The sequence below is a fragment of the Nocardiopsis changdeensis genome (genome assembly GCF_018316655.1).
Classification (GTDB): domain Bacteria; phylum Actinomycetota; class Actinomycetes; order Streptosporangiales; family Streptosporangiaceae; genus Nocardiopsis; species Nocardiopsis changdeensis.
Genome location: NZ_CP074133.1, coordinates 3,424,815 through 3,445,935 on the forward strand (window position 1 = coordinate 3,424,815; position 21,121 = coordinate 3,445,935).

Annotated in this window: 19 protein-coding genes; 7 read left to right on the forward strand and 12 right to left on the reverse strand. The window is 74.5% G+C overall.

What is annotated here, in order from left to right:
• Positions 1 to 13: 13 nt before the first annotated feature.
• On the reverse strand, positions 14 to 979 hold the full coding sequence (locus KGD84_RS15470) for a GlxA family transcriptional regulator (RefSeq protein ID WP_220561060.1): 966 nt from the start codon (positions 977 to 979) through the stop codon (positions 14 to 16).
• A gap of 70 nt (positions 980 to 1,049) precedes the next feature.
• Here KGD84_RS15470 and KGD84_RS15475 point away from each other — a divergent pair, with 70 nt between their 5' ends.
• Positions 1,050 to 2,003: an NADP-dependent oxidoreductase gene (locus tag KGD84_RS15475; protein WP_255646574.1), complete on the forward strand. Its 954-nt coding sequence runs from the start codon at positions 1,050 to 1,052 to the stop codon at positions 2,001 to 2,003.
• A 50-nt stretch (positions 2,004 to 2,053) separates the two neighbouring features.
• Here the strand turns inward: KGD84_RS15475 and KGD84_RS15480 are convergent, their stop codons facing one another.
• From KGD84_RS15480 to pabB, 4 genes are read right to left on the reverse strand one after another with little or no spacing between them, the layout of a single operon-like run.
• Positions 2,054 to 3,559, reverse strand: a complete 1,506-nt coding sequence (locus KGD84_RS15480; protein ID WP_220561062.1) for an amidase — start codon at positions 3,557 to 3,559, stop codon at positions 2,054 to 2,056.
• 47 nt (positions 3,560 to 3,606) lie between these two features.
• Positions 3,607 to 4,362, reverse strand: coding sequence for an MBL fold metallo-hydrolase (locus KGD84_RS15485; protein WP_255646575.1), 756 nt, complete (start codon positions 4,360 to 4,362; stop codon positions 3,607 to 3,609).
• A complete protein-coding gene (locus KGD84_RS15490; RefSeq protein WP_220561064.1) occupies positions 4,359 to 4,970 on the reverse strand; it encodes a DUF4291 domain-containing protein in 612 nt (203 codons plus the stop codon). The genes KGD84_RS15485 and KGD84_RS15490 overlap by 4 nt, the downstream gene beginning before the upstream one ends.
• A 53-nt stretch (positions 4,971 to 5,023) precedes the next feature.
• Positions 5,024 to 7,021, reverse strand: coding sequence for an aminodeoxychorismate synthase component I (pabB, locus tag KGD84_RS15495; protein WP_220561066.1), 1,998 nt, complete (start codon positions 7,019 to 7,021; stop codon positions 5,024 to 5,026).
• A 151-nt stretch (positions 7,022 to 7,172) separates the two neighbouring features.
• Between pabB and KGD84_RS15500 the strand changes: the two genes are divergently transcribed.
• Positions 7,173 to 7,388 (forward strand): SHOCT domain-containing protein, encoded by a 216-nt coding sequence (locus KGD84_RS15500; RefSeq protein ID WP_220561068.1) that lies wholly within the window; start codon positions 7,173 to 7,175, stop codon positions 7,386 to 7,388.
• Positions 7,389 to 7,436: 48 nt separating this feature from the next.
• Here the strand turns inward: KGD84_RS15500 and KGD84_RS15505 are convergent, their stop codons facing one another.
• Entirely contained in the window at positions 7,437 to 8,222 is a 786-nt protein-coding gene (locus tag KGD84_RS15505; RefSeq protein ID WP_220561070.1) for a MerR family transcriptional regulator, read from the reverse strand.
• Between the two features lie 301 nt (positions 8,223 to 8,523).
• Between KGD84_RS15505 and KGD84_RS15510 the strand changes: the two genes are divergently transcribed.
• Both KGD84_RS15510 and KGD84_RS15515 read left to right on the forward strand, forming a co-directional pair.
• Positions 8,524 to 9,666: a serine hydrolase domain-containing protein gene (locus KGD84_RS15510; RefSeq protein WP_220561072.1), complete on the forward strand. Its 1,143-nt coding sequence runs from the start codon at positions 8,524 to 8,526 to the stop codon at positions 9,664 to 9,666.
• Positions 9,667 to 10,117: 451 nt separating this feature from the next.
• Positions 10,118 to 11,779 (forward strand): ABC-F family ATP-binding cassette domain-containing protein, encoded by a 1,662-nt coding sequence (locus KGD84_RS15515; protein WP_220561074.1) that lies wholly within the window; start codon positions 10,118 to 10,120, stop codon positions 11,777 to 11,779.
• A 40-nt stretch (positions 11,780 to 11,819) separates the two neighbouring features.
• On the opposite strand, the gene KGD84_RS15520 is transcribed toward KGD84_RS15515, so the two are convergent.
• The 4 genes from KGD84_RS15520 to KGD84_RS15535 all read right to left on the reverse strand — a co-directional run bounded on the left by KGD84_RS15520 (position 11,820) and on the right by KGD84_RS15535 (position 16,082).
• On the reverse strand, positions 11,820 to 12,233 hold the full coding sequence (locus KGD84_RS15520; RefSeq protein ID WP_220561076.1) for a VOC family protein: 414 nt from the start codon (positions 12,231 to 12,233) through the stop codon (positions 11,820 to 11,822).
• The gene (locus KGD84_RS15525) at positions 12,166 to 13,089 is read right to left on the reverse strand and encodes a helix-turn-helix domain-containing protein (RefSeq protein ID WP_255646576.1); all 924 of its coding nucleotides are present in this window, start codon (positions 13,087 to 13,089) and stop codon (positions 12,166 to 12,168) included. Before KGD84_RS15525 ends, KGD84_RS15520 begins: the two co-directional genes overlap by 68 nt.
• Before the next feature lie 41 nt (positions 13,090 to 13,130).
• A complete protein-coding gene (locus KGD84_RS15530) occupies positions 13,131 to 14,561 on the reverse strand; it encodes a sugar porter family MFS transporter (RefSeq protein WP_220561079.1) in 1,431 nt (476 codons plus the stop codon).
• Positions 14,562 to 14,723: 162 nt separating this feature from the next.
• Positions 14,724 to 16,082, reverse strand: a complete 1,359-nt coding sequence (locus tag KGD84_RS15535; RefSeq protein WP_255647243.1) for a sugar porter family MFS transporter — start codon at positions 16,080 to 16,082, stop codon at positions 14,724 to 14,726.
• A 315-nt stretch (positions 16,083 to 16,397) separates the two neighbouring features.
• Here KGD84_RS15535 and bioB point away from each other — a divergent pair, with 315 nt between their 5' ends.
• Positions 16,398 to 17,459, forward strand: coding sequence for a biotin synthase BioB (gene bioB, locus KGD84_RS15540; RefSeq protein WP_220561083.1), 1,062 nt, complete (start codon positions 16,398 to 16,400; stop codon positions 17,457 to 17,459).
• A 39-nt stretch (positions 17,460 to 17,498) separates the two neighbouring features.
• Here bioB and KGD84_RS15545 read toward each other — a convergent pair whose 3' ends face one another.
• Positions 17,499 to 17,780, reverse strand: a complete 282-nt coding sequence (locus KGD84_RS15545) for a YiaA/YiaB family inner membrane protein (protein ID WP_220561085.1) — start codon at positions 17,778 to 17,780, stop codon at positions 17,499 to 17,501.
• A gap of 89 nt (positions 17,781 to 17,869) precedes the next feature.
• Positions 17,870 to 18,988, reverse strand: coding sequence for an NAD(P)/FAD-dependent oxidoreductase (locus KGD84_RS15550; RefSeq protein WP_220561088.1), 1,119 nt, complete (start codon positions 18,986 to 18,988; stop codon positions 17,870 to 17,872).
• A 268-nt stretch (positions 18,989 to 19,256) separates the two neighbouring features.
• Between KGD84_RS15550 and ddaH the strand changes: the two genes are divergently transcribed.
• A complete protein-coding gene (gene ddaH, locus KGD84_RS15555; protein ID WP_220565775.1) occupies positions 19,257 to 20,003 on the forward strand; it encodes a dimethylargininase in 747 nt (248 codons plus the stop codon).
• Positions 20,004 to 20,079: 76 nt separating this feature from the next.
• Positions 20,080 to 21,117, forward strand: coding sequence for an NAD(P)/FAD-dependent oxidoreductase (locus tag KGD84_RS15560; protein ID WP_370634505.1), 1,038 nt, complete (start codon positions 20,080 to 20,082; stop codon positions 21,115 to 21,117).
• Positions 21,118 to 21,121: the final 4 nt, after the last annotated feature.

The window sequence follows — 21,121 nt, forward strand, 5'->3', positions numbered from 1 at the left end:
CGCGCCGGTTGGGTCAGCCGGTGGGGACGGCGCGGCGGAAGGTGCGCCGGTAGGCGGCCGGGGAGACGCCCAGGGCGGCGCGCAGGTGCTGGCGCAGGGAGGCGCCGGTGGCGAACCCGACCCGGGAGGCGACCTCCTCCACGGCCAGGTCGGTGGTCTCGAGCAGGTGGCGGGCGCGTTCGACGCGCTGGGCGGTGAGCCAGCGGCCCGGGCTGGTGCCGACCTCGTCGGTGAAGCGGCGTACGAAGGTGCGCAGGCTCATCCGGGCGTGGGCGGCCAGGTCGGCGAGGGAGAGGGGTTCGTCCAGGTGTTCCAGGGCCCACTGGCGGGTGGCGGCGGTGCCGGTGCGGTCGGGGTCGGGCACCGGGTGCTCGATGTACTGGGCCTGGCCGCCGTCGCGCCAGGGCGGGACGACGCACATGCGGGCGACGTGGTTGGCGACCTCGCTGCCGTGGTCGCGGCGGACCAGGTGCAGGCAGATGTCCACTCCGGAGGCGGCGCCGGCGGAGGTGAGCAGGTCGCCGTCGTCGACGAACAGCACGTCCGGGTCCAGGTCCACGTGGGGGTACCAGGTGCGGAAGATGTCGGTGAGCGCCCAGTGGGTGGTGGCCGGGCGTTCGTCCAGCAGGCCGGCGGCGGCCAGGGCGAAGGCGGCGGTGCAGATGGACACCAGGCGGGTGCCCGGGCGCAGTCCGGTCAGGGCTGCCAGCAGTGCGGGCGGGGGTTCGCGGGTGATGCGTCCGGTGTCGAACGGGGGGATGACGACAGTGTCGGCCCGGGCCAGGAGTTCGGGGCCGTGGTCGACGGTGATGGAGAAGTCGGCGTTGGTGGGGACGGTGGGGCCTTCCAGGGCGCAGGTGCGCACCAGGTAGCGCCCGTCGGCGGAGCCGAACACCCGGGCGGGGATGCCCAGTTCGAAGGGGTAGACGCCGTCCAGGGCCAGGACGGCGACGAGGTGGGGTCGGGGTTCGGCGCTCATGGCATGATCGTATCGAAAGATGGCGATCATGCCATTGTTCGTCCCCCGGCTGCGGAGCAGGCTGGTCCCCATGAGTCACACGAGCGATGACGCGATGATGCGGGCGGTCTCCCAGGACGCCTACGGCGGCCCCGAGGTGCTGCGGGAGGTGCGCCTGCCGCGGCCGGTGCCCGGGCCGAGTCAGATCCTGGTGCGGGTGCGCGCCGCCGGGGTCAACCCCACCGACTGGAAGCACCGGGCGAACGCCGGGTTCCTGGACCGGCTCCCGCTGGTGCTGGGCTGGGACGTGGCCGGTGTGGTGGAGGCGGTCGGGTACGGGGTGACCCTGTTCGAGCCGGGCGACGAGGTGTTCGGGATGCTGCCGTACCCGTACGGGGTCGGCTCGCACGCCGAGTACGCGGTGGGGCCGGCCCGGGCGTTCGTGCGCAAGCCGGCCGGGATCGACCACGTCCAGGCCGGGGCGCTGCCGCTGGTGGCGCTGACCGCCTGGCAGGCCCTGGTGGACACCGCGGACGTGCGGCCCGGGCAGCGGGTGCTGGTGCACGCCGCCGCGGGCGGGGTGGGGCACGTGGCGGTGCAGATCGCCAAGGCCCGCGGGGCGTACGTGATCGGTACCGCCAGTGCGGCCAAGCACGGGCTGCTCAAGGAGTGGGGTGCCGACGAGGCGGTGGACTACCGGGAGGTGGACTTCGCCGAGGTGGTGCGGGATGTGGACGTGGTGCTGGACCCGTTCGCCGGTGAGGTGCTGGACCGGTCGCTGGGGGTGTTGCGGCCGGGCGGGATCGCGGTGTCGATCCTGGCGGTGACCGCCGGGCACCGGGCCCGGGCGCGGGAGTTGGGGGTGCGGGTGGCGGGCCTGCTGGTGGAGGCCGATCACGCGGGGATGGCGGCGGTGGCGGACCTGGTGGAGCGCGGTCTGCTGCGGGCGCACGTGCAGGAGGTGTTCCCGCTCGCGGAGGCGGCCCGGGCGCACGCGCTGGGCGATACCGGGCACGTGACCGGCAAGCTGGTGCTGGAGGTCTGATGGTGGGGCCGCCTCTGGTCGGGGCGGCCCCGCCTTGTTCCGTGTGGTGGTCAGGCGGTGGCGGGTTCGGGGAAGGGGACGCCGGTGGGGCGGCGGTGCGCCCAGGGGCGGGCCTGTTCCAGTTGGGCGGCCAGGCGCAGCAGGAGCCCCTCCCCCGCCGCCGGGGCGATGAACTGCACTCCCAGGGGCAGTCCGGTGTCGGTCCAGTGCAGGGGCACGGACATGGCGGGGGTGCCGGTGAGGTTGGCCAGGAGGGTGAACGGGGTCGCGGTCAGGTTGTTCATGACCTCGGTGGTGACCAGGTCGGTGCGGGTCACCAGCCATTCGGTGCGGGTGCGCACCAGGAGGCGTTCGGCGCCGCGCAGCCAGGCGGGCGGGTCCAGGCGTCCGATCGTCACCGGGGGGCCGGCGATGGTGGGGGTCAGCAGCAGGTCGTAGCGGGAGTGGAAGTCGGCCAGTGCCAGGATGTGGGCGTTCCAGCGGTCGTGGCCGCGTACGTAGTCGCCCGCGCTGCGGGTCCGGCCCATGGCGGCCAGGATGAGGGTGTCGGGTTCGAAGTCGTCGTCGGTGCAGCCGGTGTCGGCCTTGATGCCGTCGACCAGGGCGGCCATGGACCCGTACCAGAGGGTGAGGAAGTCCTCGGTCAGGGCGCGGCCGTCGATGGCGGGTTCGGCCTCGGTCACGTCGTGGCCCAGGTCCTCCAGCAGGGCGGCGGCGTCGCGTACGGCGCGCACGGCCTCGTGGTGGACGCGGGTGCCCAGGGGTGAGCGGTCGGTGAAGCCGATGCGCAGTCTTCCCGGGTCGCGGTCGGTCTCGGCGGTGTAGGGGCGTTCGGGCGGGGCGATGGGGTAGGGCGAGGTGGGTTCGGGGCCGGCCATGACGTCCAGGAGCAGGGCGCTGTCGCGGACGGTGCGGGTCAGGACGCCGTTGACGGAGGCGCCGTGCATGGGTTCGCCCCAGGCGGGGCCGAAGGGGACCCGGCCCCGGCCGGGTTTGAGGCCGAACAGGCCGCAGCAGGCGGCGGGGATGCGGATGGAGCCGCCGCCGTCGTTGCCGCCCGCGGCGGGTACGACGCCGGCGGCGACGGCCGCGGCCGAGCCTCCGGAGGAGCCGCCGGGGGTGTGGGCGGTGTTCCAGGGGTTGCGGGCGGGGCCGAACTCGCGGGGTTCGGTGATGCCCTTGGCGCCGAATTCGGGCACGTTGGTCTTGGCGAAGGGGACCAGGCCGGCGTCGAGCCAGCGGCGCACGATCTCGGCGTGGCCGGTGGCGGGCACGTGGCGCAGGGCGCGGTTGCCGGCGGAGGTGGGGAATCCGGCGTAGTCCTGGAAGAGGTCCTTGAGCAGGAAGGGCACTCCGGACAGGGGGCCTGTCGGGGGGTGGGCGGCCCGGCGGCGGGCCTCGTCGTACATCTTCAGGACGAGGGCGTTGAGGCGGGGTTCGACCTGTTCGGCGCGGCGGATCGCGGCCTCCAGCACCTCGGGGGCGCTCGCCCGGCCGGTGGCGATGAGGTCGGCCAGGCCCACGGCATCGTGTTGCAGGTATTCGTCGACTCGCATGCACGGAACCTAACACCGTTATGAAACGTGTTCTAGTTCTGTGCGGCTCACACCCGCAGGGTCTCGCCCTCGCGGGCGTGGGCGACCGGGTGCCCCAGGGCGGCGCCGGCGCGGGCCGCGGCCCGTTCGGGGGTCAGGGAGGGGCCGGTGTGGGTCAGGACCAGGCGGGCCGCCCCGGCCTCGGCGGCCGCGGCGGCGGCCTCCTCCGGGGTCAGGTGCGCCCGCTCCTCCCCCGGTGGCGGGGCGTCGTGGTCGGCCTCGCACAGGAACAGGTCGGCGCCGCGGGCGGCGTCCGCCAGCTGCGGGCAGGGGGCGCTGTCGCCGCTGTAGGCCAGGGTGCGCCCGTCGTGTCGGGCGCGCAGCGCGTAGGCCGGAACGTCGTGCACGACCGCGTGCGAGGTCAGTTCCAGGTCGCCCAGGCGCACCCGGTGGCCGTCGTGCAGGTCGTGGAAGGAGAACGTGTTCTCCAGGAACGCGGTGTCGGGGCGGCCGAAGAACCCCGCCAGCCGCCGCGCCAGCCCGGCGGGGGCGTAGACCGGGATCGGCCCCGCGGCGGCGAGGCCGCCGTAGCGCAGCGCGTAGAACGCCGCGGCCAGGTCGGCGCAGTGGTCGGCGTGCAGGTGGGAGATCCACACCGCGTCCAGGGCGGCGGGGTCGGCGTGGGCGCGCAGGGCCGCCAGGGTCCCGAACCCGGCGTCCACCCACACCGACCGCTCTCCCGCCCGCAGCAGGTACCCCGAGCAGGGCCGGTCGGGCAGCGGGGCGGGTGAGGCCGTGCCCAGCACGGTCACCGTCATGGTCATGCCGCGGCTCCGGGGCGCAGGCGGTCCAGCAGGCCGGGGGGCTCGGGGTAGGGGCGCTCGTCGGGCAGCAGGGCGGCGGCCGCCTCCGTCTCGCCCCGCCGGACCAGGTCGTGGACGCGGTGGACGGTGGGGGTGGTGTCGGTGATGGAGACGATCCATTCGTCGGCGTAGCGGGTGGAGGCCTCGCCCGCCAGCCCCAGCTGGAGGGAGCGGTGCTCCAGGGGGCGCAGGCGCAGGTCGCGTTCGGGGTCCCACTGCACCCGGGCGGGGGCGGCGGCCAGCTCCCGCCGCCAGGCGTCGCGGTCGGCGTGCACCCCGGGTTTGTAGTGGGACAGGCAGGCGTGGCGCAGCGCCCACTCGAAGCCCTCGCGGGTGATCTCCACCGCCAGCACGGTCTCCTGGCCCTCCTTGCGGGCCCATCCGCACCGGTACATCATCCACAGGAACGAGGGCTTGATCCAGGTCATGCGGCCGCGCTTCCAGTCGGCGGGGAAGCGGCCGTCCCGGGCGGCGGGCAGCCCCAGGCGCGGGGAGTAGGCCTGGTAGACGGTCACCGTGGTGTCGGTGTACCGGGCGCGGATCTGGTGGGGCGGGACCTCGGTGTTCACGGTATTCACCCTGGCCGCACCCGCCCCGTCCCCGCAAGCCGATTTCGCGGTGGTCAGCGGCCGTGCAGGGGGACGGCGGCCTTGAGGAGCATCTCCGCGTACTCGTCCTCAGGGTCGGAGTCCAGGATGATGGCGCCGCCCGCGCCGATGGTCAGCTCCTCGCCCCGGCGGACGGCGGTGCGGATGGCGATGCTCAGGTCCGCGGCGCCGGAGTCCGACAGGTAGCCCAGGGCGCCGGAGTAGACGCCGCGCGCCGACCCCTCCAGGGCGTCGATGATCTCCATGGTGCGCAGCTTGGGGGCGCCGGTCATGGACCCGCCGGGGAAGCAGGCGCGGACGGCGCCCACCGCCGACACGTCGGCGCGCAGCCGCCCGCGGACGGTGGACACCAGCTGGTGGACGGTGGCGTAGGACTCGGTGTACATGAACGCGGGCACGCCGACGGTGCCGACCTCGCACACCCGGCCCAGGTCGTTGCGGAGCAGGTCGACGATCATGAGGTTCTCGGCGCGGGTCTTGGCGCCGGTGCGCAGCTCCCGGGCCAGGCGGGCGTCGGTGGCCGGGTCGGGGTGGCGGGGGGCGGTGCCCTTGATGGGGCGGCTCTCGGCCTCGCCCTCGCCCGTCACCCGCAGGAAGCGCTCGGGTGAGGCGCTGAGCACGCTGGTGGGGCCCAGGCGCAGCAGGGCGGCGTAGGGCGCCGGGGAGGCGGCCCGCAGGCGGCGGTAGAAGTCCAGGTCGGTGCCGGTGTAGCGGGTGTGCAGGCGGTTGGTCAGGCAGATCTCGTAGCTCTCCCCCGCCGCCAGCTGGGCCAGGCACTCCTTGATGTCGTTGAGGTAGCCCTCGCGGGGGCGTTCCAGCAGGTGGGCGGGGTCTTCGGGGGTGGCGGCCGGGGCCGGGGCGCCCAGCGGGGGGAGGTCGGCCAGGGCGGCGGCGGTGGCCGCCAGCCAGGCGTCGCCGTCGGGTCCGTCGTCGGCGCAGACCAGGTGGGTGCGGCCGGTGTGGTGGTCCACGGCGATGAACCGGTCGCAGCGCAGCCACACCGCGTCGGGGGTGGGCGAGGTGTGGGCGGCGGGGGCGCCGCAGTCGGCCTTGAGCTCGTAGCCGAAGTAGCCCACGTACCCGCCGGTGAACTCGAAGGGCAGCGGGGCGGGGGTGCGCGGCCGCTGCCGGCGTTCCAGGGCGTCGAACACGGTGCCGGGCTCGGTGACGGCGGTGCCGTCGGGGTGTTGGACGCGGACGGGGCCGCCGACCCGGTAGGTGAGGACCTCGCCGGTGGCCGCGCCCAGGAACGAGAAGCGGGCCGGGCCCTGGGGGCGGGAGCTGTCCAGCCAGAACGCGTACTCGGCGTCGCCGTACAGGTGGGCGAAGGCGGCCTCGGTGTCCACCGCTCCCTCCAGGGTGCGGGTGCGCGGTGCGGTCCCGGGGAGGGCGGCGGGAGGGGCGGGCCGCGCGGACGGTGCCGGGGCGGGGCGGTGGGGGCGGGCCAGGTCCAGGAAGTTGCCGATGAGGGCGGCGCCGTGCTCCCCCGCGATCGACTCGGGGTGGAACTGCACCCCCCAGCGGGGCAGGTCGCGGTGCTCCAGGGCCATGACCACGCCGTCCTCGGCCCAGGCGGTGGCCGTCACCGGGGCGGGCAGGGGTTCGGGGACGGCCAGCGAGTGGTAGCGCACGGCGGTGAAGTCCTGGGGGATCCCCGCGAACAGGCCGGTGCCGGTGTGGCGGACGCGGGTGAGGTGGCCGTGCCGGGGCTGGGGGGCGGACTGGACGTCGGCTCCGGCCAGGTGGGCGATGGCCTGGTGGCCCAGGCACACCCCCAGCACCGGCAGGGGTGTGGCGGCCAGCAGTTCGGGGACGCGGCCCAGGTCGCGGGGGTGCTGGGGGCGGCCCGGGCCGGGCGAGACGACGACGGCGTCCAGGTCCGCGAAGTCGAACCCGTCCCAGGCGGGGTCGTCGTTGGTGAGCACGGCGGGCTCGGCCCCGGCGACCTCGGCGATCAGCTGGAACAGGTTGTAGGTGTACGAGTCATGGTTGTCCACGAGCAGAACGCGCATCCCGCCCCTTCTCCTGTGGATGGCGACATTCCAGGATACGGGGAGCCTTCCGGGGTCCGGTCGTCCACAGGGGCGCGGGACCCCCTGGTGCGGGCGGGGCGGCCCGGGTACACAGGAGGTGGGGACTTCCCCCGGCTGAAGGGAGTACGCGGTGACCGGTCTGTTCGTCACGGTCTCGGTCCTGGTGCTGGTGGCGCTGGGCGTCTATCTCGCGGTCACCGTCTCGGCCTCGGTGCGCGCGGGCAGGGCCGACCCGGGGCCGCGGCGCCCACCGGTGGACCGGGCCCAGGAGGAGCTGCGGCTGAGGTACGCGCGCGGGGAGATCGGCCGGGAGGAGTACCTGCAGCGCAAGATCGACCTCGAGTGAGCCCGCCCCGTTCAGGGGCGGCGGTGCGGTCCGGCCGTGGGCCGGGCCTCAGTGGTGCGGGATGGGAACGCCCGCGGAGCGGAGCTCGGCCTCGACCAGTGCGTTGAGCCGGGCCCAGGCCGGCGACCGGTCCTCGCGGTGGTGGTCGATCATCCCGTACCGGGTGGCGGTGTCGGGCCCGATCCTGAAGCCCGCCGGCACCGCCAGCAGTTCGCGGTCGGCCAGCAGGTTGGCGGCGATGGCCGTGGCGAGCTCCTCGATCCGGGGGTCCTCGGGTTCCCAGGACTCCGCCGCCACGCTGCGCTTGATCAGGTCGACGTACCCGGGGTCGTCCAGCCGGTGTTCGAGGTTGGTCAGGAAGTGGTCCAGGCCCTCCGGGGCCAGCGCCCGGAACAGCACCAGGGCCTCGCGTTGGCCGGCCACGTAGTCGGGGCCGAAGCCGAGTCCGGCCATCCGGTCCAGGACCGCGAGGGCGCGGTCGGACAGCAGGGCCCGGTCGTCGGCGAGCCGGTACAGGGCGTCCCGCCGGGCGATCAGGTCCGTGATCCGGTCGGTCAGGCGCCGCTCGACGTCGGCGAGAGCGTCGGCGAACCGCTCCGGGTCGGCGTCGAGCAGGGACGCGATCTCCGACAGCGGTACGCCGGCGGTGGCCAGTGTCCGGGCCTGGACCAGCCGCAGCAGGTCGTCCGAGCCGTACCTGCGGTAGCCCGAGCCGTCACGCCGCGGTTCGGCGAGGAGGCCGAGCCGGTGGTAGTGCCGCACGGTCTTGACCGTGACACCCGCGAACGCCGCCGCCTGCCCGATCGTGACGCCCTCGGCCCGGTCCCCCGTCATCGGTCCGGTCCGAGCGTGCGGTCGCGGCCGGGCGTCGCCCCCGCGGCCTCGGCCGGGGTGTTCTCGCGGGGCGCCGTGCCGGGGGCCGGATCCGGAGATCTCCCCGAACGGGGCGGGTTCGCTGTGGTCACATGGTGAGTGTGCACCCTGACCCTGGGGCGGGGTCAACCCGCGCGGCCACGGGTCGAGGGGCGCGCACGGTCCCGCGGCCCGGCGCGCCGCCCCTCGGCCACGGGTCGTCGGAATGTCGCAGAAAATGGGGGCTTGACCTTGCCCCGAGGTCAAGGTCGACGCTCAAGGCATGAGCGAAACGAAGAACACCGACCGGAACAACGAGACCGCGGGCGGGCAGGACCGCCCGGAACTGCGGGCGGCCCTCCAGGAGATCGTCGGCTCCGGGTTCGCGGGGGTGCAGCTGCGGGTGAACGACCGGGGCCGGGAGTGGGTCGGCAGCGCCGGGGTGCGCAAGCTGGGCGAGAGCGGTGAGCCGCCGACCGACGGGCACTTCCGGGTCGGCAGCGTGACCAAGACCCTGGTCGCGACCGTGGTCCTGCGGCTGGTGGCCGAGGGCGTGATCGGGCTGGACGACCCGGTGGCCGACTCCCTGCCCGGGTTCGGGCTGGACGGGAGGATCACGGTGCGGATGCTGCTGCAGCACACCAGCGGGGTGTTCAACTTCACCGGCGAGTTCGAACCCGACGGGACCCTCCTGCCGGGGATCCCGGCGCAGGGCCGGGAGTACGTGGACGGCCTGTCCCGCACCTACCGGCCGCAGGAGCTGGTCCTGCTGGCGTTGTCCGAGCCGGCCCGGTTCGAGCCGGGAACGGGCTGGAGCTACTCCAACACCAACTACGTGCTGGCCGGGCTGCTGGTCGAGGAGGTCACCGGCCGCCCGCTCGCCTCCGAGATGCGGCGGCTGGTCCTGGAACCGCTGGGGATGGCGAACACCGTGTCTCCGGAGGGCTCGCCGGAGATCCCCGAGCCGCACGCCCACGGCTACTACCGGTACGAGGACGAGGGCCGGTCGAAGCTGGCCGACGTCACCCGCATGAACCCCTCCTGGGCGTCCAGCGCCGGCGACATGATCTCCACCACCGAGGACCTCCACACGTTCATCTCCGCGCTCATGGGCGGCAGGCTCCTGCCGGCCCCGCTGCTGGCCGAGATGCGCACGCCCCACCCCGAGAGCGGCGACTTCCGCTACGGCCTGGGGCTGTTCGTGGAGGACACCGACTGCGGAGGCACGGTCTTCCACCACAACGGCGGCTTCGCCGGCTGGGCGGCGCTGATGTACAGCACGCCCGACGGGGGCACGACCCTCACCGCCTCACTGACCGTCGGGGACGGCGAGCTCGACTTCGCCGCCGTGGCGCAGGCGTTCGAGAAAGCGAAGCGGCGGCTCGTCGCGGAGGTCTTCTGCGGCGGGTCCCGCACGGCGAGCTGAGAGCGCCCCCGGACCCGCGTGCCCTCCCAGGACGGCCGGGGCGGGCGGGCCGCTCCTCCGCTCCCCCGGCCCCGTGCGGGGCCGGGCCCATCTTTCGGGGCTTACTCCGGTACCGAGCGCGCCCGCCCCGGCCCCGTGCGGGGCCGGGGCGGGCGCCGGATCCGGTGGCGGACGGGGGGGTGACAAACACGGAGGGGTCGTGTACGGTGTGCCCCGTCCTGTTGTCTACGAATGAGGTGGACGTTGCGCATCTGAGGTTCGCGATCATCACGCGGCACGGCCCCGACCGGCCGTTCGCCACGGCCCCGGGCCGTCGGCGGATCCGCGTGGATGGAACCTCGGTGCACGAGCCGTCCCCCAACGGGACCCTCTCACCTCTCCTGTCGGCCCCGGCCGCGTGGTGCTCGCATACGAAGCCCCTGTCACTTCGCTTCCGTATTGCGAGAGAACCATGTCCCAACCCACTGTCGCCGGTGCCTCCGTGGCCGTCTCCGCCCTGGGTTTCGCCTGGGCCGACGGCACGACCGTTTTCGAGGACCTGTCCCTGACCGTGGGCCGCGGCCGCACCGGTCTGGTCGGCACCAACGGCTCGGGCAAGTCCACCCTGCTGCGGCTGCTGGCCCGCGAACTACGGCCGGCCTCGGGGTCGGTCACCGTCGGCGGCCGCCTGGCCTACCTGCCGCAGAACATCACCCTGGACACCGGCCTGCGCGTCGACCAGGCCCTGGGCATCGCCGACACCCGGGCGGCGCTGGCCGCCATCGAGTCCGGCGACGTGTCCGAGGAGCACTTCGAGGCGGTCGGCGACGACTGGGACGTCGAGGAGCGCGCCCTGGCCACCCTGGGCGGGCTCGGCCTGGACGGCATCGATCTGGACCGCACCGTCGGGGAGATCTCCGGCGGCGAGGCCACCCTGCTGCGCCTGGCCGCCCTGCTGCTGGAGCGGCCCGACGTCCTGCTGCTGGACGAGCCCACCAACAACCTGGACCTGTTCGCCCGCAAGCGGCTCTACGACGCCGTGGACTCCTGGCGCACCGGCACGCTGATCGTGGTCAGCCACGACGTCGACCTGCTGGAGCGCGTGGACCGCATCGCCGAGCTGCGCACGGGGTCGGTCACCTGGTACGGGGGCGGCTGGTCGGACTACCAGGAGGCGCTGGCGGTGCAGCAGGAGGCGGCCGAGCGCGCCCTGCGGGCCGCCGACGCCGACATGAAGCGCCAGAAGAGGGAGCTGGAGGAGACACAGGTCAAACTGGCCCGCCGCCAGAAGCAGAACCGCAGGGTGCAGGCCCAGGGCGGCATCCCCAAGATCGCCGCCGGCAACCTCAAGCGCTGGTCGCAGGAGTCCTCGGCCAAGCTCAAGGGGGTGCACGAGGACCGGATGCAGGAGGCCCGCGAGCGCCGCGAGGAGGCCGCCGAGGCCGTACGCAGCGACGCCGAGATCAAGGTGGAGCTGCCCGAGACGGCGGTGCCCTCGGGGCGCGAGGTGCTCAAGGCCGAGGGGCTGACCCCGGTGCACGGGGCGCTGGCGAACGCGGACCTGTGGGTGCGCGGCCCCGAGCGGATCGCCCTGGTGGGCCGCAACGGGGCGGGCAAGACCACCCTGCTGCGCACCCTGCTCGGGGAGCTGGAGCCGAGGGAGGGGTCGGCGCGGGTGTTCGTCCCGGCCCGGTTCCTGCCCCAGCGGCTGGACGTGCTGGACGACGCCCTGACGGTGGCCGAGAACGTCGAGCGGCTGGCGCCGGGGGTGGAGGACCAGCGCATCCGCGCCCAGCTGGCCCGGTTCCTGTTCCGGGGGGCGCGCGCGGCGCAGGTGGCGGGGACCCTGTCGGGCGGTGAGCGGTTCCGGGCGGCGCTGGCGGCCCTGCTGCTGGCCTCGCCGGCGCCGCAGCTGCTGATGCTGGACGAGCCCACCAACAACCTGGACGTGTCCAGCGTCCGGCAGCTGACGGGGGCCCTGGAGGCCTACGAGGGCGCGCTGGTCGTGGCCAGCCACGACCTGCCGTTCCTGGAGTCGATCGGGATCACCCGGTGGCTGTTCGTGGGCGGGGAGCTAGTGGAGACCACCGCCGAGGGGGTGCGCGCCCTGCTGGCGGGCGAGCCGGCGGAGTGACGCCGTGCGCCCCGCCGCACCCGCGGCGGGGCGCGCCCGGTCATGCGCCGGGGTAGTCGCCGAAGGACCACAGGTTGCCCTCGGGGTCGCGGACGGTGAACTCGCGGGCCCCGTAGTCGGTGGTCTCCAGCGGCCGGACGATGTCGGCGCCGTGGCCGGCGGCCCGCCGGTACAGGGCGTCGGGGTCGGCGGTGACGACGTAGGTGCCCGCGGTGCCGGGCTCGCGCGACCACGCCCGGCCCGGGGTGTGGTCGCCGAGCATGATCCCGCCGGCCCCCTCGGGCCACAGGAGTTCGGCGTGGGCCACCCGCCCGTCGGCGTCGTCGTGGCGGGCGGTGGCGGTGAATCCGAAGGCCCCGGTGTAGAAGTCGATGAGCGCCGCGGCGTCACGCGCCTGCAGGGTCGCCCATACGCGCGGCCGCAGGGCCGCGGTGGTGGTGTCGTGTGTGCTCATGCCCCCAGGCTCCCCCGGGGGCGGGGGCGGCGTCTTGTACGTTCCGGAACTCCCGGGCGGCCCAGGCGGCCGGGGGCAGTCCGGCGAAGCGGCCGAACTCCCGGCTCAGGTGGGCCTGGTCGGTGTAGCCGGCCGCGGCGGCGGCGCCGGCCAGGTCGGCGTGCCCGTTGCGGCGGATCCCCGCGGCGATGCGGCGGCGGGCGTGGTCGAAGCGCATGAGGCGGGCCACGGTCTTGGGCGGGCGGCCGACCTCGCGGTGGAACAGGGTGCCCAGGTGGCGGGGGGTCAGGCCCACCTGCCGGGCGATGTCCTCCACGCGGGCCCGGCCGCCGGATTCCTCCAGCAGCCGCCAGGCGCGGGCGAGTTCGGGGCGGGGGCGCCGGTCGCGGTAGCGGTCGCGCAGGTGGTCCGCGATGAGCGCGAACCCGTCCTGCCAGGTGGAGGTGGCGGTGAGGCGCTCGTGCAGTTCCCGGCCGCGCGGGCCGGTCAGGGCGAGCCCGTCGTAGTCCTCCACGCCCAGGTCGGCGCAGGGGACCCCGAACAGGGAGCGCACGGCCAGGGGGTGCAGGGCCAGCTGCACCCCGGCCTGGCCGGGCTGCTGGCGCACGTGGGAGGCGCTCAGGTGGAGTCCGCCCAGGAGGACGGGGGCGGGTCGGGCCGTGGCCAGGGAGCGGGCGTCGGGTGCGGCGCGCACGCCCTCGTCGAGGCAGACGATGAAGGTGACGGTCGCCGAGGGCAGGCCCAGGTGGACCGCCTCGGGGACCGCCAGGGCCCGGTAGCCGACCATCGACACGACCCCGGGGGCGGTTCCGGCGGGGGCGGTGGCGAACTCCCAGGCCCGCTCCGGCTCGTCCATGCCTTCGACGCTAACAGAGCGGGCCCGCGCGGGTCGGCGGGTCAGCCGGTCATCTCCTCCAGGGTCTTGCCCTTGGTCTCCTTGACGAACCTCCACACGAACAGCAGCGACAGCACCGCGAAGCCGGTGTAGACGAGGTAGGAGCCGCTCAGGCTCCAGTCGCGCATGCTGGGGAAGGTGACGGTGACGGCCCAGTTGGCGATCCACTGGGTGGCGGTGGCCACGCCCATCGCGGCGGCGCGGATGCGCAGCGGGAACATCTCGCCCAGCAGCACCCACACCACGGCGCCCCAGGACAGGGCGAAGAACAGCACGAACGCGCTGGCGGCGGTCAGGGCCACCACGCCCCAGCCGAAGCTCAGGGTCACCTCCTCGCCGACGGCGGTGGCGTGCCCGAACGCGTAGGCGGCCACCGCCAGGGCCAGTGCCATGCCGGCCGAGCCCACCAGGAGCAGGGGGCGGCGGCCCACCCGGTCGACCAGGGTGATGGCCACGACGGTGCCGACGATGTTGATGATCGAGGTGAACAGGCTCAGCAGCAGCGAGTCCCCCTCGGGCACGCCCACCGACTGCCACAGGGAGGAGGAGTAGTAGAAGATGACGTTGATGCCCACGAGCTGCTGGAACGCCGACAGGGCCATGCCGATCCAGACGATGGGCAGCAGTCCGAGCCGGCCGCGCAGGTCGCTCAGCCTGGGGCGCGTCTCCGAGCCCAGGGCCGACCTGATCTCGGTGATGCGCCGGTCCAGCCGGGCGGGGCCGCCGCCCTCGACCTTGGCCAGGATCTCCTTGGCCTGGTCCACGAGTCCGACCCGCACCAGGTGGCGGGGCGATTCGGGGATGACCAGGGTGAGCAGCAGGTAGACGGCGGCGGGCACCAGTTCGGCGCCCAGCATCCACTGCCAGGCCTGGAGGGGGCCGAGCATGTTCGAGGCGCTGCCGCCGGCGGCCAGGGCGATGAGGTAGTCGGCGAGCTGGGAGACGGCGATGCCCAGCACGATGGCGAGCTGTTGCAGGGAGCCCAGGCGGCCGCGGTGGGCGGCGGGGGCGATCTCGGCGATGTAGGTGGGGGCGATGACGGAGGCCATGCCGATGGCGACGCCGCTGAGCACCCGCCACAGGATGAGGTCCCAGATCGCGAACGGCAGCGCCATGCCCACGGCGCTGACGGCGAAGAGCACGCCGGCGATGCGCATGGTGCGGATGCGCCCGTACCGGTCGGCGAGCGAGCCGGTGACGGCCGCGCCCACCGCCGAGCCGAGCAGGGCGGAGGCGACCGTGAACCCCAGGGTCGCCGAGTCGACGTCGAATCTGGCCTGGATGGCGTCGACGGCGCCGTTGATGACGGCGCTGTCGTAGCCGAACAGGAATCCGCCCATGGCCGCCGCGGCGGCGATCATGGTCACCTTGGCGAGGTCGCCTCCGCCCTCCGCGAGGCCCTCGGTCGCCCCCGCGCTGCCTTTCCCGGTCACACCCGCTCCCTTCCGCGGCGGCGCGCGCCGCCGGTCCCGGTCAGGGTGGCGGGGCGGGTGCGGGGCCGGCGGGCGCGACACCCCGGGGTGGGGCGAACCCGGGGGTGATCATGCCCGGGCCTTGGTCCGGGCCCGGGCGTGCGGGGTGGGCGGCCCCGGGTGTCAGCCGGTCATCTCCTCCAGGGTCTTGCCCTTGGTCTCCTTGACGAACCTCCACACGAACAGCAGGGAGAGCAGGGCGAACCCCGCGTAGATGAGGTAGGAGCCGCTCAGGGTCCAGTCGCGCATGCTGGGGAAGGTGACGGTGATGAGCCAGTTGGCGAGCCACTGGGTGGCGGTGGCCACGCCCATGGCCGCGGCGCGGATGCGCAGCGGGAACATCTCGCCCAGCAGCACCCACACGACCACACCCCAGGACAGGGCGAAGAACAGGACGAACGCGCTGGCGGCCACCAGCGCCACGGCCGCCCACGCGAACGGCAGGCTCACCGCGTCCCCCTCCACGACCGCGTGCCCGAACGCGTAGGAGGCGGTGGCCAGGGCGAGGGTCATGCCGGCCGAGCCCACCAGCAGCAGGGGTTTGCGGCCGATCCGGTCCACCAGCGAGATGGCGATGACGGTGCCGACGATGTTGACGATGGAGGTGAACAGGCTCAGCAGCAGCGAGTCGGACTCGGCGACGCCCACCGACTGCCACAGCGAGGAGGAGTAGTAGAAGATGACGTTGATGCCGACCAGCTGCTGGAACGCCGACAGGGCCATGCCGATCCACACCACGGGCAGCAGCAGGTAGGGGCCGCGCAGGTCGCTCAGCCTGGGGCGCACCTCCGAGCCCAGTGCCCGGCGGATCTCGGCGATGCGGCGCTCGACCCGTTCGGTGCCGCCGCCCTCCACCTCGGCGAGGATGGTGCGGGCCTTGTCGAGCCGGCCCACCCGGACCAGGTAGCGGGGGGACTCGGGGATGAGCAGGCTCAGCAGCAGGTAGAGCAGGGCGGGCAGGACCTCCACGCCCAGCATCCACTGCCAGGCCTGGAGGGGGCCGATCGTGTTGTGGGCGCTGCCGTCGGCGATCTGGGCGATGCCGTAGTTGACCAGCTGCGAGCAGGCGATGCCCAGCACGATGGCGAGCTGTTGCAGGGAGCCCAGGCGGCCGCGGTAGGCGGCCGGCGAGACCTCGGCGATGTAGGTGGGGGCGATGACCGAGGCCATGCCGATGGCGACGCCGCCCAGGACGCGCCAGGCGGTCAGGTCCCACACGCCGAAGGGCAGGGCCGACCCGATGGCGCTGGCCGCGAAGAGCACGCCGGCGACCTGCATGACCCGGATGCGTCCGAACCGGTCGGCCAGCGACCCCGCGGTGGCGGCGCCCAGCACGCAGCCCAGCAGCGCCGACGCGATGGTGAATCCCAGGGTCGCCGAGTCGACGTCGAACCTGGCCTGGATGGCGTCGACGGCGCCGTTGATGACGGCGCTGTCGTAGCCGAACAGGAATCCGCCCATGGCCGCCGCGGCGGCGATCATGGTCACGTGGACGATGTTGGCGTCCGCCCCCGCTCCCCCGTTGACGGTGCTCACGTTCGCTCCTTCCGGTGGGCGTTCTCTCCAGGGTGGTCCTCCTACCCACGATGCGTCACGGGTGCGCTACCGGTGGCGGGGCAACGATGGCCGACGCTTGGCCCGTTCGGGGGCGGGGCGTGGCCTGTGCGCGGCGGGGCGGGTCTGCGCGGCCCCCGGGTCCGGGGCGGGGACGGGTGCGCCCTTACAAGGAGTCGGCCGGTGTTTTTGGCGCGTCCGGGGGGTGCGCGGACCGGGGCCGCGCCCTCAGGATCGTGTGCTGTGACGACCTACCAGAACCTCGCCGACAAGGCGCTGCGCCGGGAACTCCCCTCCCGCGACGAACTGCGCGCCGTCCTGGGCTCCTCCGACGACGACCTGATGGACGTGGTCGCCGCCGCCTTCCGGGTGCGGCTGCGCTACTTCGGCCGCCGGGTCAAGCTGAACTACCTCGTCAACATGAAGAGCGGCCTGTGCCCGGAGGACTGCTCCTACTGCTCCCAGCGGCTCGGCTCGCGGGCCGAGATCGTCAAGTACACCTGGCTCAGGCCCGAACAGACCCGTGAGGCGGTCGCGCAGGGGGTGCGGGGCGGGGCCACCCGGGTGTGCCTGGTGGCGTCCGGCCGCGGGCCCACCGACCGGGACGTGGAACGGCTGGCCCCCACCGTCGAGGACATCAAGAGGGAGCACCCGGGGGTGGAGGTGTGCGCCTGCCTGGGGCTGCTGTCGCAGGGGCAGGCCGAGCGGCTGCGGGAGGCGGGTGTGGACGCCTACAACCACAACCTCAACACCTCCGAGGAGCGGTACGCCGACATCTGCACCACCCACGGGTTCGCCGACCGGGTCGAGACGGTGGAGCGGGCCGCGCACGCGGGGCTCTCGCCGTGCTCGGGGCTGATCGCGGGGATGCGCGAGGGCGACGACGACCTGGTGGACGCCCTGTACGCGCTGCGGGAGCTGGGCCCGGACTCGGTGCCGGTCAACTTCCTCATGCCGTTCGAGGGGACCCCGCTGGAGGGCACCTGGGAGCTGACCCCGCAGCGGTGCCTGCGCATCCTGGCCGCGGCCCGGTTCGTGTTCCCGGACGTGGAGGTGCGTCTGGCGGGCGGGCGGGAGATCCACCTGCGCACCCTGCAGCCGCTGGCGCTGCACATCGTCAACTCGCTGTTCCTGGGCGACTACCTCACCAGCGAGGGGCAGGCGGGCAGGGCGGACCTGGAGATGATCGCCGACGCCGGGTTCGAGGTGCAGGGGGCGGGAGAGCCGACCCTGCCCGCCGAGCGCCACGACCTGCTGCGGCCGCGCCGCCGGGGTGCCGGGACCGCTCTCCCGCCCAACGCCTGACACCGGTTCCGGGCGCCGTCCCCGCCCGGAACCGGCGGCTCAGCGCGGCTGGGGGACCTGCTCGGCGCCGTTCCACTCCTGGTACTGGCGGGCGGCAGCGGCGGCGGCCTGGTCGTCCTGGCGGTCGCGCACGCACTTGGCCAGGGTGAAGGTCGCGGTGATGACGTAGAGCAGGCCCATGCCGAGGAAGGCGCGCATCCACAGGTCGACGGGCAGGAGGACCACTCCGACGCCCAGGCCGACGGAGGCGGCGGCGAAGGAGACCACGGACTGGAGGTAGAACTGGGGGGTGGACCGGGGGGTGGGGGCGAACGGGTTCATGGGCCCATGGTCTCCGGGGCGCGGGCGGCGCGCCTGAGTACGCCTACTCAAGTGCCGGCCCGGTGCCGCCCGGGCGGCGGTCCGCGCGGTCAGGCCGGGGCGGTGGGCCGGTCCGGGCGCAGGGCCGCCAGGTCCTGTCCCGGTTCGCGGCCCGTCGCCAGGCGGGCGGCGACCGCGCCCTGGTAGGCGCCCAGGGACAGGCCCTCCCCGCCCAGGCCGGTGGCCACGATCACCCCGGGCAGCCGCTCCAGGGGGCCCAGCAGCGGGAGCCCGTCGTGGGTGCCGGGGCGAAAGCCCACCCGGGTCTCCACCACGGTGGCGTCGGCCAGGCCGGGCATCAGCTCCAGGGCCGAGGTGAGGTTCTCGGCCAGCCCCTTGGCGGTGACGCGGCGGTCGAACCCGGCCTCGGGCTCGCGGGTGCCCCCGGTGACGACGCGGTCGGGGCCGAACGCGACGGTGTGGCTCTGGTGTTCGCCGAAGCGCACCACCGGCCAGGGGCGGGTGTCGGTCCCGGGCAGCGCGAAGTGGGTCATCTGGCCGCGCACCGGGAACACCGGCAGCTCCACCCCGGCCACCGACAGCAGGCGCCCGGTCCAGGCCCCGGCCGCCACGATCACCGCCGGCGCCTCCAGGTCCTCGCCGCCCACCCGCACCCCGGTGACCCGGTGGCCGTTCCACAGCAGGTGGGCGTCGCCCTTGCGGTAGTGCAGCCCGCGTTCCTCGGCGGCGTTGAACAGGGCGTCGCGCAGCACCCTGCCGTGGACGCGGGCCATGCCCTCGACGTACACGCCGCGGTAGGCGGCGTCCAGCAGGGGGAAGCGTTCGCGGGGCTCGCCCGGGGCCAGGCGCTCGACCCGGCCCATGCCCTCGTACCCGGGCATGGCGGCCAGGGTGGAGACCAGGTCGTACCCGGCGTCGTCGCCCTCCAGGTCCACGGACATGCCGCCGACGCGCTCGTACCCGGTGGCCTGGCCGTCGTCGGCGAGTTCGGCGATGAGCGCGGGCAGGTGGGCGGCGGCGCCCCGTTTGAAGGCCTGCATTCCGGGGTCCTCCCAGGGGAAGGGCCAGGGGAAGACGACGCCCTGCCCGGCGGCGGTGGCCTGCCCGGTGTGGGCGGAGTCCACCAGCGCGGTGGACACGCCCTTGCCGGCCAGGTGGAACGCCGCGCTGGCGCCGACGATGCCGCCGCCGACCACGATCACGTCCATCGCATCCTCCAGGGGTCCTCCGGGGCGGTCGACCACACTATGCCGCCGGTGCGGTGCCCTCCAAGCGTTCGGGCACGTGTCGGGGCCCGGTCCGCGCGGTGGGCGGTGCGGCCCCGCCGGGCGCGGTGCGGCGCGAACGAGCCGAAAGACCCGCGTGCCGTATCCGGGGGCGGGGTAGGCAGCGGCGATAGGTTGTGCGCTCCAGCGAGGAGCACACCCGTTTCCGGAGGTAGAACACGTGAACACGCACTCTCCCGGGGTCGCCCTGATGCGCCGGCCCGGGCCGGGCCTGGCGCAGGGCATCGTCACCCACATCGAGCGGGTGGAGGTCGATCCGGTGCTGGCCGCCCGCCAGTACACCATCTACCAGGAGGTGCTGTCCTCGGCGGGGTGGCGGGTGTTCGAGGTGGACGCGGCGCCCGAGCACCCCGACTCGGTGTTCGTCGAGGACTCGGTGGTGGTGTGCGGGGACCTGGCGGTGCTGACCCGGTCGGGGGCGCCGGAGCGGCGCGGGGAGGTCGACGGGGTGGAGGCCGCGGTGCGGCGGCTGGGGCTGCGGGTGGCGCGGATCGAGCCGCCGGGGGTGATGGACGGCGGCGACGTGCTCCAGGTGGGCGCCACGGTGTACGTGGGCCTGGGCGGGCGTACCGACGAGGCGGGCGCGGCGCAGCTGGAGCGGCTGCTCAAGCCGCTGGGCCGGGAGGTGCGGCGGGTGCCGCTGGGCGCGGTCCTGCACCTGAAGTCGGCGGTGACGGCGCTGGGCGACGGGACCCTCATCGGGCTGGAGGAGCTGGTGGACGCCTCGGCGCTGCCGCCGGTGCGCCGTCCGGCGGAGGAGCCCGGGGCGCACGTGCTGCCTTTGGGCGGACGGGACGTGCTGATCAGCGCGGCGGCGCACGGCACCGTCCACGAGCTGGCCGGGCAGGGGTGGCGGGTGCTGCCGGTGGACATCTCCGAGTTCGAGAAGCTGGAGGCGTGCGTGACCTGCCTGAGCGTGCTGGTCCCCGACCTGTGACCGGCCCCACCTCCAGGCCGTTTGCCATTGCGGCAAAGTTTTTTGTGTTTTTTGCGGGCCGGACCGCATCCTGGCCGTGGAGGTGATCGAGGTGACGGAGAACGGCGCCTACGACTACGACGTGGTGGTGATCGGCGGCGGTGCGGCCGGGCTGAGCGGGGCGGTCGCCCTGGCCCGGTCGCGCCGCTCGGTGGCGGTGGTGGACGCGGGCGAGCCCCGCAACTCCCCCGCCGAGGGTGTGCACGTGCTGCTGGGCCGGGAGGGGGTCTCCCCCCGCGAGCTGGTGGCCCGGGGCCGCGAGGAGCTGCGCTCCTACGGCGGTGCGGTGGTCGAGGGCGAGGTCGTGGGGGCCTCCCGCGGCGACGACGGCCTGTTCGCGGTGGCGCTGGGCGACGGGCGCACCCTGCGGTCGCGCCGCCTGCTGGTGACCACCGGCCTGGTCGACGAGCTGCCCGGCGTGGCGGGCCTGCGGGAGCGGTGGGGGCGCGATGTGCTCCACTGCCCCTACTGCCACGGCTGGGAGGTGCGCGGGCAGCGCATCGGTGTGCTGTCCGTGGGCCCGATGTCGGTGCACCAGGTCCTGCTGATGCGGCAGCTGAGCGACGACGTGGTGTTCTTCGCCCACACCGCGGCGCCCATCGGCGCCGAGGACCGCGAGCGGCTGGAGGCGCGCGGCGTGGAGGTGGTCGAGGGCGAGGTCGTCGCGGTGGAGACCGACGGCGACCGCCTGAGCGGGGTGCGCCTGGCCGACGGCCGGGTGGTGGAGCGCGACGCCGTGGCGGTGGCCACCCGCATGGTGGCGCGCGCCGGCTTCCTGTCCGCCCTGGGGCTGGAGGTGCGGGAGCACCCGATGGGGGTGGGCGAGCACGTGCCGGTGGAGGCCGGCGGGCGCACCGGGGTGCCGGGCGTGTGGGCGGCGGGCAACGTCACCGACCTGATGGCCCAGGTCGGCGCGGCCGCCGCGGCGGGCACCATGGCGGGCGCGCAGATCAACGGCGACCTGGTCATGGAGGAGACCGACCGCGCGGTCGAGCGGATGCGCGCGCGGCGGCCGTTCTCGGCCGAGGCGCGGGTGCACGAGGCGGTGGCGGGCGAGAGCCGCCACGGACTGTGACGCA

What these genes read in the sequence shown, in the direction of transcription:
- KGD84_RS15470 (WP_220561060.1), bottom strand. Translation starts at nt 979, where the DNA reads ATGAGCGCCGAACCCCGACCCCACCTCGTCGCCGTCCTGGCCCTGGAC.
- KGD84_RS15475 (WP_255646574.1), top strand. Translation starts at nt 1,050, where the DNA reads ATGAGTCACACGAGCGATGACGCGATGATGCGGGCGGTCTCCCAGGAC.
- KGD84_RS15480 (WP_220561062.1), bottom strand. Translation starts at nt 3,559, where the DNA reads ATGCGAGTCGACGAATACCTGCAACACGATGCCGTGGGCCTGGCCGAC.
- KGD84_RS15485 (WP_255646575.1), bottom strand. Translation starts at nt 4,362, where the DNA reads ATGACCATGACGGTGACCGTGCTGGGCACGGCCTCACCCGCCCCGCTG.
- pabB (WP_220561066.1), bottom strand. Translation starts at nt 7,021, where the DNA reads ATGCGCGTTCTGCTCGTGGACAACCATGACTCGTACACCTACAACCTG.
- KGD84_RS15505 (WP_220561070.1), bottom strand. Translation starts at nt 8,222, where the DNA reads ATGACGGGGGACCGGGCCGAGGGCGTCACGATCGGGCAGGCGGCGGCG.
- KGD84_RS15510 (WP_220561072.1), top strand. Translation starts at nt 8,524, where the DNA reads ATGAGCGAAACGAAGAACACCGACCGGAACAACGAGACCGCGGGCGGG.
- KGD84_RS15515 (WP_220561074.1), top strand. Translation starts at nt 10,118, where the DNA reads ATGTCCCAACCCACTGTCGCCGGTGCCTCCGTGGCCGTCTCCGCCCTG.
- KGD84_RS15520 (WP_220561076.1), bottom strand. Translation starts at nt 12,233, where the DNA reads ATGAGCACACACGACACCACCACCGCGGCCCTGCGGCCGCGCGTATGG.
- KGD84_RS15525 (WP_255646576.1), bottom strand. Translation starts at nt 13,089, where the DNA reads ATGGACGAGCCGGAGCGGGCCTGGGAGTTCGCCACCGCCCCCGCCGGA.
- KGD84_RS15535 (WP_255647243.1), bottom strand. Translation starts at nt 16,082, where the DNA reads ATGATCGCCGCCGCGGCGGCCATGGGCGGATTCCTGTTCGGCTACGAC.
- KGD84_RS15545 (WP_220561085.1), bottom strand. Translation starts at nt 17,780, where the DNA reads ATGAACCCGTTCGCCCCCACCCCCCGGTCCACCCCCCAGTTCTACCTC.
- KGD84_RS15550 (WP_220561088.1), bottom strand. Translation starts at nt 18,988, where the DNA reads ATGGACGTGATCGTGGTCGGCGGCGGCATCGTCGGCGCCAGCGCGGCG.
- ddaH (WP_220565775.1), top strand. Translation starts at nt 19,257, where the DNA reads ATGCGCCGGCCCGGGCCGGGCCTGGCGCAGGGCATCGTCACCCACATC.